Source organism: Clostridium intestinale DSM 6191 (assembly GCF_900130055.1).
In the GTDB taxonomy this organism is placed as follows: Bacteria; Bacillota; Clostridia; order Clostridiales; family Clostridiaceae; genus Clostridium_T; species Clostridium_T intestinale.
In genome coordinates this window covers 26,904-40,765 of sequence record NZ_FQXU01000022.1, presented here as the reverse complement: position 1 = coordinate 40,765, position 13,862 = coordinate 26,904, and the positions used below count along the sequence as shown (strand labels likewise).

Genomic DNA, 13,862 nt, shown 5'->3' with positions numbered 1-13,862 from the left:
ACTATGATAAATTGTCCTGGATTTGATGATTTTGCTACTCTTGGTGCTTCTATATCCATTAGATAGATATTTTCGTTTAGTTGTCTTTTTTTAACTATCTTGTACATTTTTCTCCTCCATATCATTACTTATGTGTATCTTTTAATCTTTAATACAATACTGTATTAATTAAGGACTATGAAAAACTCCATAGTCCCTTTTTTACCTTTACTTCTTTATCTCAATTGTTGCTGGTTTATAATCTAAATATTTTTTACGTTTTTCATTTATTACTTCCATGTTAGAGAAGTATTTTCTCATAGTGTCTTGTATTTCGAAGAAGTGATCCTTAGCTCCGCTGCCATTGATCATTGATTTTCTATATCCATCTTCTTCTATTATAAACTTCCACTTTCCATTTTCATCTTTTTCTAAATCTCCACCGCAGTGGCATACAGGACATTCTATTTTGAAGCCTTGTTCATTCCAATGTGGCTCTCCTAATGATAGAACATTTGAGTGACAAACTGGACACCAACCAAGGTTCTCATCTCCAAGAAAACCAACTTCTTCATAGTTTTGAATTCCCTTAACTACGTTTTCTCCAAGCTTTGCTGCTCTTTCTATACTTTTTTCATTAAGAAGAACTTGTCCAGGTCTTGGTGCACGATTTATCATAACTTGGTCAACCACCTTGATGTCTTGAGTTAATAGGGTAATATTCATACTTTCTAGGGCAAGTGACATCCAGCTTCTAGTAGAGCCTCCATTTGCAATAATTCCACCAACTCTATGTTTAAAGTAAGCAGGATTATTTACTTGTTTATGGAAATTGGGCTCATATGCTAAATGACGGTCTGTGAAGATTCTGTATAAACCTGCGGGCATAAATGAATACGCAGGGACAACTACAATAACACCATCAGCGGCTAACCATTCTTGCATAATTGTATCCATATCGTCTTTATCTTTAAATACACATTCAGGAGCTTCTCCCTTTTGTGTGAATTTTACGGTGCAAGACTCACAGCCAGAACAAGGTTTAATATTATAATTGTGAAGGTTAATCATCTTAACTTCTGCACCTAGCTCCTCCGCTTTCATTAGAGCTGCTTTAGCTAAAATTTCCCCATTTCCATTTCTTCTACCTGCTGTTACTGCTAAAATTTTCATTTCTACTCCTCCATATTACTTACTATCATCTTAAGTTTCAGTTTATATCTCTGCTGCTGTATCAAATCCAGCGTGAACTGCTGAATATACATTCCCTATTTGTTTTCCATCTCCGATAATATAAACTTCTGTTTCTGGAATAGCATGTCTAAGGCTAGCTATAACATCTTTACGTGGTCTCATTCCTAAAGCTAATGCAACTGTATCTGCTTCATATTCTTTCCATTGGAACCTAGAATTTATAGTCTTAATTCCTTTGTCAGTAATTTCTTCTAGCTTAGTATTAGTTACAACTTTAACTCCATGTTTCATTAATAAAGATTGCAATGAGAATCTGTTGATTAATGAAGAACCATTTAATAATGCTTCTGGTCCTTGCATTTCAAGAAGCGTTACGTCCTTACCTTGCATTGCTAAATCTACAGCTGATTCAGCTCCTGTAAGTCCTCCTCCAACAACAATTACTTTGTTGCCTACTGGTACTCTTCCACAATCTACATCTCCTGACCAATGAACATGTTCCTTATCAACACCTGGTATGTTAGGAATAAGCGGAGTAGCTCCAACAGCTATAATTAAAGCATCTGGATTTTCTTCTTTTATCATATCTTCTGTAGCTTCTGTATTTAACTTTATTGTTGCTCCGCATTTTAAAGTTTGAGCAACTATCCATTCCAAGTAGTTCTTTAAATCCTTTTTAAATGCAAGGTCTGTAGCATGTTTTAAAGTACCGCCTAATGTTTCTTCCTTTTCAAAAAGCACAACTTCATGTCCTCTTTCAATAGAAGTAAGTGCAGCCTGCATTCCAGCTGGCCCACCACCAACTATTACTACTTTTTTCTTAACATCAGCTTTTTGAACTTTTCCACCTGGATATTCTGTTTCACGTCCATTAGTTGGGTTAACAGAACATCTAGTTTTCTTAAAGAATGCTGAACGCCCGCAACAAGTATTACAACGTACGCAAGGACGTACATCTTCAACTTTTCCAAGAGCGGTTTTTCTCATGAATTCTGGGTCTGCTACAAATGGTCTTGCCATAGCAACAAAGTCAACTAATCCTCTTGATAATATTTCTTCTGCATTTTCTAAAGTCATAACTGATCCAACTGCCGTTACATATAAATCATTACCGACTGCCTTTTTAATTTCTTCAGCAAAATGTATGTTTAACATGTAAGGAACATATAATGGTTGAATCATGTATTGAATAGTAAATGGATTTGGAAGCATACCTGCTGAAACATGAAGTATATCAATTTTATCTTTTATAAGTTTAACAAATTCAATAACTTCTTCAACTTTCATTCCGCCTTCAACTAATTCATCTGCACTAATTCTGTACTCTAATATAAAGTTTTCTCCAACTCTTCTACGTACAGCTTCTAATAATTCGATACAGAAACGTGCTCTATTTTCAAAACTTCCACCATATCTATCAGTACGTTTGTTTACGTATGGAGATAAAAATTGTGAAGGAAGCATACCATGAGCTCCATGAATCATTACCATTTTAAATCCGCTGTCTTTACATCTTCCAGCAGCATCTGCAAAATCTTGAATAGTTTTATTTATTAATGGAATGCCCATTTCTTCAACTTCTGCTGGTGTTTTACCTTGAAGTTTAGAGAAGAATTCATCAATTTCAGCTGGTTTTGGAGTAGAGCTAACTGGTTTTAACCCTTTAGTCGCTAAGTTCATAGAGTTAGCAAAACGTCCTCCATGGTTTAATTCTATAGAAATTAAAGAGCCATATCTTTGTATTTCATCAGCTAAATCATCTAGACCCATTTTTACATTATCATCACCTAGATTAATTTGTCCCTCATGGTCCATTGCATGTTCCCAGTTTATCGCAGAGTCACCTACTGTAACTATTGCTGCACCACCTTTAGCAAAGGGTCTATAAAACTCAATTACTTCTTTAGTAACCCATCCTTCTGGAGTTGCCATACAAGGTACCATAGGTGCTACCTCTATTCTATTCTTAAACTCCACTCCTTTTATTGTTATTGGCGAAAACACATTTTTATATTTGCTCATTACTAATTCCTCACTCTCTCTTAATATTCATCCATGTTCATTTAAATTTAACTAAAAGATTTCTCCATTCATTTCACTATATAGGTTTGGTAATATCTCTGCTAAATTGCTATACTCCTCAACATTATGGAAGGCTAGTCCCATAGGAGCTTGAATTGGCATCTGTATTCCATCTGGAAGTAATTTGCAAAGCTTTTTATCAATTATGTTATATCCCATCCAAAATCTTGTACGTGATTCCACTCCTCCATCTACTTCTCTAAATAAATGCATCATTACAGCAGGGGCTTTAGGTCCGCCAGCTCTTGACTGTGCCATACCATTACCACATACTACTGTTATGTTCTTTTCTTTAAGTTCCTTAGGATCAAAACCTATTTGTTCTGGGCTTAAGAACGAAATCTGAATATCCTCTGGTCCATTTCCTGTATCTTCTATTACCTGATGTACACGTCCTTGGAATTTTTCTAACATTGGCGTCTCAGGATTAAGTATTTTTTCTCTATCTTCATCACTTATTGATATTCCATAATGACCGTCCCTAAACCATAGCATGTACCTTAAATCCTCAAGAGCATGCCATGCAAACCACCAATTAATCATATCTAATGAAACCCCTGGAAACTTGTTATTAACAGCAACATAACCAGCTCCATTTTCTAAAATGCAATATCCTGTTTCTACTTCATGGTATCCCGATTCAAGTAAGTGGTTTATGTCTTCAGGTTTTAATGCTTTCTCTGGGCTCATAGGTCCTTTTTTTAGAATCTCCATTAATTCTGGGTTTGGAGTTGCAAGTTGCTTATAAAAGTACTTCGAATATGACTTTTCTTTTTCTTCGTTGCTTAATTCTCTTTTTAAATCTTTTATCATATCTCTCTCCTCTTTTTTAATACTCTAGTAATCCTTTTCACATAGAATAATATTTATCTTCTTACTTGTTTATATTTTATCAATGTTGAAAATTTAATTAAAATACCTATTTGTTATTACTGTTATACGTTATTAGTATGATGTTTTTTAATTAAGGGCAAAAAAATAAGCTAGTACACATATATACTAGCTTTACTCACATACTACTCCACCTTCACTTCACTTAAAACTCCATTTACAAAGTGTGGTATGCTTGAATTCATATTTTCTTTTTTCCATGCCATTATTACATCTACAAAATCATTTTCAACCTTAAAAACTTTTATATTTTTATTGTCGTATCTTACCTGTGAATCAAACAATGCAACTCCTACCCCCGCCTCAACACAAAGGAGCACCGACTCTATATTGGGAAGCTGCTTTACTATCCTTGGATCAAACCCATTTTTTCTGCATATCTTTATTATTCCATCAAAGCCTTTAGGTGATTCATCTCTAGAAATTATAACAAACTTTTCATTTTTAAGGTCTTTAATGCTTAAACTTTCAGATTTAGCTAATGGGTTGGACACATCCATTACTATATAAGAGTTTCCTCTATAAACTGTGTCCCACACAATTCCTAATGAATCGTCGACTTCAAAGGAAAGGGTAAATATTATATCTAGTTTCCCATTAATAAGTTTTTCTCTTAACTGTTTAAAACCATAGCTTTCAACAATTAGATTAGTATTTTTATGTTTTTCTTTAAATTTTCTAATTATCATGGGCAAAAACACACTTGTATTCATAGATTCTAGGCATCCAATAGTTAAGGTGCAATTCTCACCTAAATTGGGCTGTTTTACTTTTTCTATTGCCTGCTCTATAGAATCTACAACTCCATTTATTTCTTTAAATAAGACCATTCCAGCTGATGTTAATCTTACATTTCTCTTAGTTCTAAAAAAAAGTTGGACTCCTATCTCATTTTCTAATATAGCAATTTGTCTACTTAAAGAAGGCTGAGAAACATATAAATTTTTAGCTGCTTCTGTAAAATTTAAATGCTTAGCTGCAGCAAGAAAATACTCAATTTGAAGTAAGGTAACCTTTTCATAGTTCACAAAAACTCCTCCAATATTTTGTTTTCTATATTTTCCATAAGGACAACTTAAATATATCAGAGGTAGATAGATAATTCAATCTAAGATATTTACCCTTTAAATGAAAAAATACCGCCAAAATTTCAATATTTCGGCAGTATTCTTAATTAAGCTATATTAAACCAATGCTTAATAAATATTATCTCCTATTAGAATTACTTATAATTCTAGTTAACTGTATTATTTTAATAAGTATCTCCAAGCATAGGTCTTACATTTATTTCTTCTACAACTGCTTGAGGACTTAAAGTTAGTAGAACACCCACAAGTTTTGCTATATCACTTGCTTCAAGTAATCTTCCTTCTGGAGTTTTTTCATTAGGAGTTCTTTTTTCTGTAAAAGTTCCTCCAGGATTAAGTAGTGTAACTCCAATCCCTAATTCTTTAAGTTCATTTCTTAAACTATATGCATAGGATTTTAAAGCCCATTTAGAAATTCCATAAAGTGATCCATAATCAACTCTTATGCTTGCTGTAGAGCCTATGATTATTATTCGTGGATACTCTCCTTTTTTAAGTATATCTATAAATCTCTGCACCAATTTATAATTAGAAATAACATTAACTTTTAATAACTCTTCAAGTTCATATGGAGACGCTTTTACTACTGATCTTAAAGAACTTCCAAAGTAAGCTGCATTTAAAATAATTACATCTGGTGAAAAGTTTCTTTTGGAGGTTTCTTCTATTAAAGTATCAACATCATCTTTTAAATCCCAAGCAAATCCGTTAACTCTTTCAGAAAAGCCTGAAACAGCTTTGTTTAATCTATCTGAATCCCTCGCAACTAAAAATAATTCATGTCCACTTTTATGGAGTTCTTTAGCTACATCTAATCCAATTCCCTGACTTCCTCCAGTTATAAGTATCTTCATTTTAAAACCTCCTTTTAATTAAAATCTATACATTAGCTATTATAGCCTCATTTAAAGTTTTTCTTTGAGGAGCATATGGTGTTTGATCTGGATATCCAATATCTACATAAGTCACAAGTTTTATATACTCTGGAAGATTAAAGTGTTTACTTATTCTTTCAATCATTGTCTCATTAAATGTAAGCCAAACTCCTGATAACCCAAGCGCATGAGTAGCTAATACTATGTTTTGAGCAGCAGCTCCCACATCAATAAGTCTGTTTCTTACAGGATTTAATGGATTTGCTCTATAAACTCTCTCGTCTTGTAGAAGCACTAAATGTACTGGACCTCCTGGAACATCACTTCCTCTAAATAATTTAGGGGTTGTCTCTTCTCTAACTATTAGATATTTTATAGATTGTAAGTTGCATGAGTGTGCTGCCCACAATCCACTTTCAAGTATCTTTTCTATAAGTTCTTCTGGAACTCTATCTTCTTTAAAGTGTCTCACTGATCTTCTCTCTTTTATAACCTTAAAGAATGTTTCTTGTTCTTTATCCGATAATTTATATGATTCAAATTCAGATAAATCTAAACTTTCACCCTTAAGTAATACTTCTGATAAGCCTATTAGCTTCTGAGCGTATATATATTCTGGTAATTCCTTAGAAATATTTCTTTTTTCCCATAAATCAAGAAACTTTTTAGCTGTATCCGATTGATTTTCTTTTAATTTCTCTTCTCCGTGAGCAGCTGAATAAGTTTGAATTTCTAGAGTATGGTGTATTCTTTCTCTGAACCTTGCTCTGAATTCCACCTCATCTAATGCTAAATATTCTTCCTCCAATAGGTTAAATTTTCTTAATATTTCTTCTGACATAATTATCTTCTCCTTCTTAATCTATAAAATATATTCTAATTTTTCTTCTAACTTAGGTGCATTTATTGAATTGATTTCTTTATGGATTTCATCAATAATCTCTAAAATATTTTCGTCATTTCTATTTCTTGGTCTTGAAAAAGGAACTTCAAAAATTCTACGTATTCTTCCTGGTCTAGGTGATAAAAGAACTACCCTTGTTCCTAAATAAACAGCCTCTGATACATCATGAGTTATAAATATTATGGTTTTTTTCTCTCTTTTCCACAAATCCACTATTTCATCTTGTAAAGATAACCTAGTTAGATAATCTACTGCTCCCAAAGGTTCATCCATTAAAAGCACCTCAGGGTTATTTACCATTGTTCTTGCCAGGCCTGCCCTTTGTTTCATTCCTCCTGATAATTGATGTGGATATTTATCTTCAAAACCTCTCAAATTCACAATATCTATATACTTATCAACAGTAGACTTTCTCTTTTCCTTATGAACTTTACCTATCTCTAAGCCAAACTCAATATTCTTTCTTATAGTCCTCCATGGAAATAACGAGGAATCTTGAAATACAACACCTATATCTTTACTTGGTCCATCCAGTTTTTCATTACCTAAAAATACATCTCCACTACTTTCCTTTAACAAGCCAGCTATAATTTCTAGTAAAGTACTTTTTCCACAACCGCTTGGACCCAGTATAGATACAAACTCACCTTCTTCAATTGTTAAATTAATATCTTCTAAAGCTTTTGTTCCATCTGTACCTGGGTATACTTTGTTTATATGATTTAATATAATTTTAGGCATATTCCCTCTCCTTTACTATTTCTTTGGTATAAAGCTTAAATCTACAATTTTATCTACATCATAAATTTCTTTTTGGAATCCCCATTTCTTTTGTAATTCCTGAGTTGTCTTTAAAGTTTCTATATTTATATTAGGTTCGTTTTCCCATAATTCTCTCTCTGGTTCTAAAGCTTTTACTAAAGTATCTTTAGGGATATTTAAATATTTAGTTGCAAATTCTAAAAACTCATCTTGATGTTCTTTAGCATACTCATTGCTCTTAAAATAAACTTCTATAACCTTTTTTACAGTCTCTGGATTACTTTTTATAAATTTATCACTAGCAACTAAAGCACCAGTATTAAAGTTAGGAACATAATCCCAGCCTTTTGCAAGTAATTTAGCTTTTCCTTCTATTTCTCCCATAGCTACAAATGGTTGATGTATTATTGTTGCATCAACTTGATTTGCTTCCAAGCTAGCATAAGCTTGTTGCATAGATCCGTTAGCTATCAATTCTACATCTTTATCTGGATCTAAACCATTTTGTTGTAGAATTTCTCTTACTGTAACATCCATTCCGCTACCTTTTTCATTAACGCCTACTCTTTTTCCCTTTAAATCTTTTATATCCTTTATTGAAGTTTTACCGATTAAATACCAAGCCCCTTTAGTTCTAAACATTGAGGATACTAATTTTAATGGGGCTCCTGTACTTGCCGCTGTTATAGCTTGAGAAGTATTTAAATCTCCCATATCTATAGAATCCGATGCTATAGCTGAAACCTTGTCTTTAACATCTACAAGCTCTAAATCTATCCCAGCATCTTTAAAAAATCCCTTCTCTACTCCAAACCAAAATCCTACAGCTGTCATGCCCTGATAAGCTGCATATCTTACCTTTAATGTTTCACCATCAGAAGAGCTTTCTTCTTTTTTTGCACATCCTCCTAAAACCCCTACAAACAAAGCACTTGCTATTATTACTGACAATACTTTTTTAATTTTTATCATTATTTACTCCTCCTTAACTTTTATGAATTCTTCCATTTTAGAAAAACTTTCTCTTCAAATAAATCTACTATCTTTACTAAAATTACAGATAATATAGTTACTATGATTATGATAAGAAATAACCTTGGTGTATTATAAACTGCAGCTGCTTCTGATAACATAAATCCCAAACCTTTTTTAGAAGCCTGCATTTCTGCAAATATAACACCTGTTATTCCTGTAGCTGCCATTACTCTTAACCCTGCAAATATACTTGGTATTGCTGATGGTAAAAGTACTTTTAAGATTGTCTGAAACTTAGAGGCCCTAAAAACTTTAGATACCTTTAAATAATTATTTGAGGTCTGTTTTGCCCCAGAGATTGTATTAAAGAATATAGTGAAAAAACTAAATAAGAATACAAGCACCACCTTACTTGAAAATCCTATTCCAAACCAAATAGTAAGTAATGGTATTATTGCTACTTTAGGAATAGACATAAGCCCAGACACAAAAGGTGCAAAGAACTTATCAACTTTTGGAAATGCTACAAAAAGTAATCCCAATATTATTCCCAAGGCAATAGATAACCCATAACCAGCTAAAAACTCTGAAATAGTAGCTAGAATATGTTTAAGTAATATATTCTTAGTTAGTAAATCCAATAACTCCTGGAATATCTGACTAGGCGAAGCTAAATACAGTTTATTTATTCTTCCAGATGAAACCACAAATTCTATAGCTCCCATAATAGCTAAAAGTAAAATGATCTGCCCAATTAAGTTTTTGCTATTTATCTTCTTTTTTTCCATAAGTATACTCACCTCTTAATAGTTCGTCCTTAGAAAAATATATTCTTTCGCAGGACTTGTCTCCCCAGAGCACATTTTTAGTTATCTTATGCGAAGTGTCTCCCGTAAAACCTTCTGATATGGTAGTATCAGTAACATCACAATATAATGAAGCAAATTCCTTAAACCAAGGATTTTTTTCAAATCGTGAAATCCAGGAAACCCCATAAGGGCAGTGTGATTCTTTAAGTTCTGGTACCCAACCCAAAAATGGAACGTCTGTTAGTTTGAATATATTGTCTGAAACTAAATCTAGATTCTCCTTTTTAGCCCTTTCTCTCATTGACTCAGTTCTTTCTATGGCCTTTTCAAATAGAACCTTTTTAAGTATTTCTCCTGTTTTTTCATTTCCAAGTTCCTCTACTAAAACCTTAGCAAAATAGAAATATAAATCTCCAAAATGTCTAGATGCAAGTCTTACTTGTTCTATGGCATACTCTTTATCAATCTGTTTTTTACTCATTTTTATAATCCCCCTTAAAAGTATTTTCTAATTTGTCCATATAATTTACATATTCCTTGATAGTAAACTTAGGTTTAAACTCATCCTTTATCTTTTTAGCTTCACTTGCCTTTTCTTTTAATAGTCTATATGCAGTTAAAGCCATTATTTTAGCGGTAACTATATAAGAAACCTCTTCATCTACAACATTAAAGTCTTCAGAATGAAGTGCTCCATTAACTCCTCCTGTTTCAAATTTTAAAACTGGAATTATATGAGTTAAATCTCCTACATCTGTTGAACCAGCCATGTGAGAACCTATTTCTGTCTTTCTAATCTCCCCATTAGGTATAACTTCTTTAGCAATATTAATTATAATTTCTGATGGCTTAAGTGGAATTACTGGTAAATACCCTGGAAGAGTAGTAATCTCTATTTCAGCACCTATAGCAATTGCTCCTGATTTAAAACTCCTATTAACTTTTCTATCAGCATCTAAAATAGCCTCAATAGACTTTCCTCTTACTAAAGTTTCAATAACAGCTTCATCAGGAACTACATTAACTAGATTTCCTCCTTTAGTGATTATAGGGTGAACTCTCACTGAATCCTCATCTTTAAAGGTTTCTCTTTGATAAGATAAGGCATTTAAACCTATGTTAGCCGCATTAAGTGCATTTATACCAAGATGAGGAGTCCCTGCTGCATGTGATGCCTTCCCCCTATACTTAATGAGTTTTGATAAAAATCCATTACTACTAGAATCTCCAACTATTACATCAGTTTCTCCAGGTCTTGTATGATGAACTACAGCTATATCAACATCATCAAACTCTCCTATTCTAATGAGTTCACTTTTGCCTCCACCGTATTTTATTAAATTCTTATCTTTTAAAGAGTTTTTAAACTCTATCTCTCCATATTCTTCTGAAGGAACTCCAAAGAAGATAACATTTCCCTCAATATTATTTATAATTTCCTCATGAGCTAAAGCTATTGAAGCTCCAATTATCCCAGCTAATTGGGCATGATGTCCACAGGAATGACTGGCTCCAGTACTTTTATTGGCATAAACATGTCCAGGACACACTATTGCATCCAACTCTCCAATTAAAGCGATATTTATGTCATCATCATTTAGCTCTTTTAGATATCCTTTAACCCCAGTAATAGCAAGATTGTCTTTTAAAACCTTTGTATTTTTACTTAATATTTCTTTTACTTTTTCAGCTGTTCTTGTCTCTTTATAACCAAGTTCAGCATTTTTATAGATGTCTCTTGCAAACTCTATAATTACTTGTTTATTTTCATCGATTACCTCAATGATTTTTTGTTCAACTTTATCCACTTTTTCAGCACCTCCATTACAATAATAATTAGCTTTTTCTTTAATTTATATTGTTTCCACAGGAAACTATTTATTTTAAAAAAGGCTGAGCTTTAAAAAGAATTTAAAATTTCTTTTTAAAGCTCAGCCTCTAGTATTTCTAGTCAGCTTAATATTCAATTCATTATTTTAAATAATTATTCCATATATTGCTCTAATTCCTCAGTGTATCTTTTAAGAAAGTTTAATACAAATTCCTTTTGCTCAATGGTATAATCATTAAATTCTTTGTCAAATGCTTTAGTTCTTATAGAATGAAATTCATAATGTCCATTAAATGCTTTAGTTCCTAAATCAGTCAGTTTAAAATATATTTCCTTTTTATTATCAAGAAATTTGTACTTTTTAATTAATCCTTTAAGCTCCAACTTTTTGGTCACTTTAGATACAGTACTTTTGGTAGTGTTCATTATTTTAGCAATTTCAGTTGTGTTAGCATCAGAATTTTTGCCTATTACCTCAAGCATATGTATGTCAGAAGTATGAAGTTTAACTCCACAACTACCATAATCTCTAGACTGCTTTGATAGTATTTCATTAACTGAAAACATTCTTCCAATCATTTGATCTAACCTGATATTAAAATCTTCCACCCTATCCTCCATTTTTGTTTCCTGTAGAAACAATCCTTTAATACATATTAATACTATATGAATTGTATGTCAATATTTTTTTTCTAAATTTATAATTTTAAATCCGCCATTAATATTCCTAATATTTGATTTGTTTCACTTTTTATAGGTACAGACATTGCAATACAATAGCTATTAGTATCTACAGATATGTAGGGCTCTGAAATAAAGTCCTTCCCACTTATAGCTTCTTTGAAATATGGTCTATGAGAAAAATTAACATACACTTCATCTTCAGAATAATCCAAAGTAATGGCTTTTCTTAAGCCATCCTTCTGCATTAATGCGATTAATTCAAAGTAAGGATACTTTCTTATTTCGCTTAATAATACTGGAGTAGCTTTAGCATAATCCATAGTTATAAAACTAGAGTTTTCAGCTACTTTTTTTAATGTAGCTATTCCATCATTTATATATTGTTGCTTTTTATCGTCAATCTTATAATTTTTTACAAAACTATCCACGTACTCTTTTATGTCTTTGTTCATATCATTAAGGTTACTTAATCTATTAAATATATTTTCTGTTATTTTATATTGATCTTCTGAGGAGGCCGCTATTTCTGAGGTAGTAGAAAATAAATACTCAAATGTTTCATAAACATCATTTACTGCATTATCTATTTTCTCTATTCTATCAACTTGACTTGCTATATGATCTTCTATCTTTATAAACTCATCAAAAGATTTATGTGTTTGTACCTTTAGTGTATTTAAATAATTTTTTGTTGCTTTTGAAACTTCTACATATTCCTTAATATCCTCTATTTCACTTTGTAAGCTAATAGAAATGTCTTGTATTTCTTGTTTTACTTCATTTATAATTCCTTCTATATGTTTGGCTTGTACCGCTGAATTATCTGCAAGTTTCCTTATTTCTTCAGCCACAACTCCAAAGCCCCTTCCATATTCACCTGCACGTGCCGCCTCAATTGACGCATTTAAGGCTAAGAGATTCGTACTTTTACTTATCTTCCCAACCTCATCTACTATCTCTTCTATTAAATAAGTTTTTTCATTAAGATTTATTATTTTTTTACTAGTATTTAAGTTAGATTTTGCTGTATTTTCTATTTTTCTTATTAGTGTTTCAAGATTATCATAGCTTGAGTTTAATGCACTTATATTTTCTTTCTCCATTGTCTTAATATTTTCAGCTTTCTCTGCAATCTGCTTTGACCAATCGCTCACTTCATGAGAATAATCCTTGGTTTCTTCAATTAGCTCCATCTGCTTTTCCATATTATTAGAAATATCATTAATCATAGTGGCATTTTCTTTACTTGAGGCTTTAATATCAGCTACAGCATTTTTTAGATCTATAGTATAATTTATAATTTTATCTGATAGGGTAATAATCTGAGCTATTAATCCCCTAAACTTTAATATTACCTTATTTAGATTATCTCCTAGTGTATATCTTTTAACTTTATCCCCTTCAAAAGTTTTAGTGAGATCCCCTCTTGAAATATCTCTTAGTAGTAAATCTACCTCTTTTATATAATTTGATGAAAATATATTTTTTAACATAACCTTCCCCCATTCAATTGCATATTATCCCTATCTATTTAGTAGATTTTATCTCCATTTATATACTTTGTCAATGAGTTTTAGTCATATACACCATCAATTTTCCACTTTATAATTCTCAGCACTGTTTCACTGCACCTATGTTTTACTGCTCCGCTTTTACGCTGTTCCTATTTTTCTGAAGTCCTATTCACCACTTTTCCAATGTTCCACTGTTCCACTGTTCCTGTGCTTTTGCATAAAAACACTTCACTGTTTCAAATGACCTGCATACCGCTGATTTATTTACTTTTTA

General features: G+C 32.0%; 13 protein-coding genes and 1 pseudogene. All 14 read right to left on the bottom strand.

The features are described from left to right. A pseudogene (locus BUA92_RS23085) lies at positions 1–107 on the bottom strand (sulfide/dihydroorotate dehydrogenase-like FAD/NAD-binding protein); the annotation flags it as partial. A gap of 100 nt (positions 108–207) precedes the next feature. Further along, complete coding sequence (locus BUA92_RS21790; RefSeq protein ID WP_073022747.1) at positions 208–1,152, bottom strand: flavodoxin family protein; 945 nt, start codon at positions 1,150–1,152, stop codon at positions 208–210. 42 nt (positions 1,153–1,194) lie between these two features. Continuing rightward, positions 1,195–3,195 carry an oxidoreductase gene (locus tag BUA92_RS21785; protein WP_073022746.1) on the bottom strand — a complete coding sequence of 667 codons (2,001 nt, stop codon included), beginning with the start codon at positions 3,193–3,195 and terminating at the stop codon, positions 1,195–1,197. A 51-nt stretch (positions 3,196–3,246) separates the two neighbouring features. Further along, positions 3,247–4,068, bottom strand: a complete 822-nt coding sequence (locus tag BUA92_RS21780) for a DAPG hydrolase family protein (RefSeq protein ID WP_073022745.1) — start codon at positions 4,066–4,068, stop codon at positions 3,247–3,249. A gap of 203 nt (positions 4,069–4,271) precedes the next feature. Further along, positions 4,272–5,174, bottom strand: a complete 903-nt coding sequence (locus tag BUA92_RS21775; RefSeq protein WP_073022744.1) for a LysR substrate-binding domain-containing protein — start codon at positions 5,172–5,174, stop codon at positions 4,272–4,274. A gap of 224 nt (positions 5,175–5,398) precedes the next feature. Then, complete coding sequence (locus BUA92_RS21770; protein WP_073022743.1) at positions 5,399–6,088, bottom strand: SDR family oxidoreductase; 690 nt, start codon at positions 6,086–6,088, stop codon at positions 5,399–5,401. A 25-nt stretch (positions 6,089–6,113) separates the two neighbouring features. Continuing rightward, positions 6,114–6,950: a nitroreductase family protein gene (locus tag BUA92_RS21765; protein ID WP_073022742.1), complete on the bottom strand. Its 837-nt coding sequence runs from the start codon at positions 6,948–6,950 to the stop codon at positions 6,114–6,116. A gap of 21 nt (positions 6,951–6,971) precedes the next feature. Next, positions 6,972–7,754, bottom strand: a complete 783-nt coding sequence (locus BUA92_RS21760) for an ABC transporter ATP-binding protein (RefSeq protein WP_073022741.1) — start codon at positions 7,752–7,754, stop codon at positions 6,972–6,974. Positions 7,755–7,769: 15 nt separating this feature from the next. Beyond that, positions 7,770–8,747, bottom strand: a complete 978-nt coding sequence (locus BUA92_RS21755; RefSeq protein WP_073022740.1) for an ABC transporter substrate-binding protein — start codon at positions 8,745–8,747, stop codon at positions 7,770–7,772. A 20-nt stretch (positions 8,748–8,767) separates the two neighbouring features. Further along, positions 8,768–9,538 carry an ABC transporter permease gene (locus BUA92_RS21750; RefSeq protein ID WP_073022739.1) on the bottom strand — a complete coding sequence of 257 codons (771 nt, stop codon included), beginning with the start codon at positions 9,536–9,538 and terminating at the stop codon, positions 8,768–8,770. Further along, positions 9,516–10,040, bottom strand: a complete 525-nt coding sequence (locus tag BUA92_RS21745; protein WP_073022738.1) for an L-2-amino-thiazoline-4-carboxylic acid hydrolase — start codon at positions 10,038–10,040, stop codon at positions 9,516–9,518. The genes BUA92_RS21750 and BUA92_RS21745 overlap by 23 nt, the downstream gene beginning before the upstream one ends. Next, a complete protein-coding gene (locus tag BUA92_RS21740) occupies positions 10,033–11,367 on the bottom strand; it encodes an amidohydrolase (RefSeq protein ID WP_073022737.1) in 1,335 nt (444 codons plus the stop codon). The genes BUA92_RS21745 and BUA92_RS21740 overlap by 8 nt, the downstream gene beginning before the upstream one ends. Positions 11,368–11,543: 176 nt before the next feature. Next, entirely contained in the window at positions 11,544–11,999 is a 456-nt protein-coding gene (locus tag BUA92_RS21735) for a MarR family transcriptional regulator (protein WP_073022736.1), read from the bottom strand. An 89-nt stretch (positions 12,000–12,088) separates the two neighbouring features. Next, the gene (locus BUA92_RS21730) at positions 12,089–13,567 is read right to left on the bottom strand and encodes a methyl-accepting chemotaxis protein (protein ID WP_073022735.1); all 1,479 of its coding nucleotides are present in this window, start codon (positions 13,565–13,567) and stop codon (positions 12,089–12,091) included. Positions 13,568–13,862 lie beyond the last annotated feature (295 nt).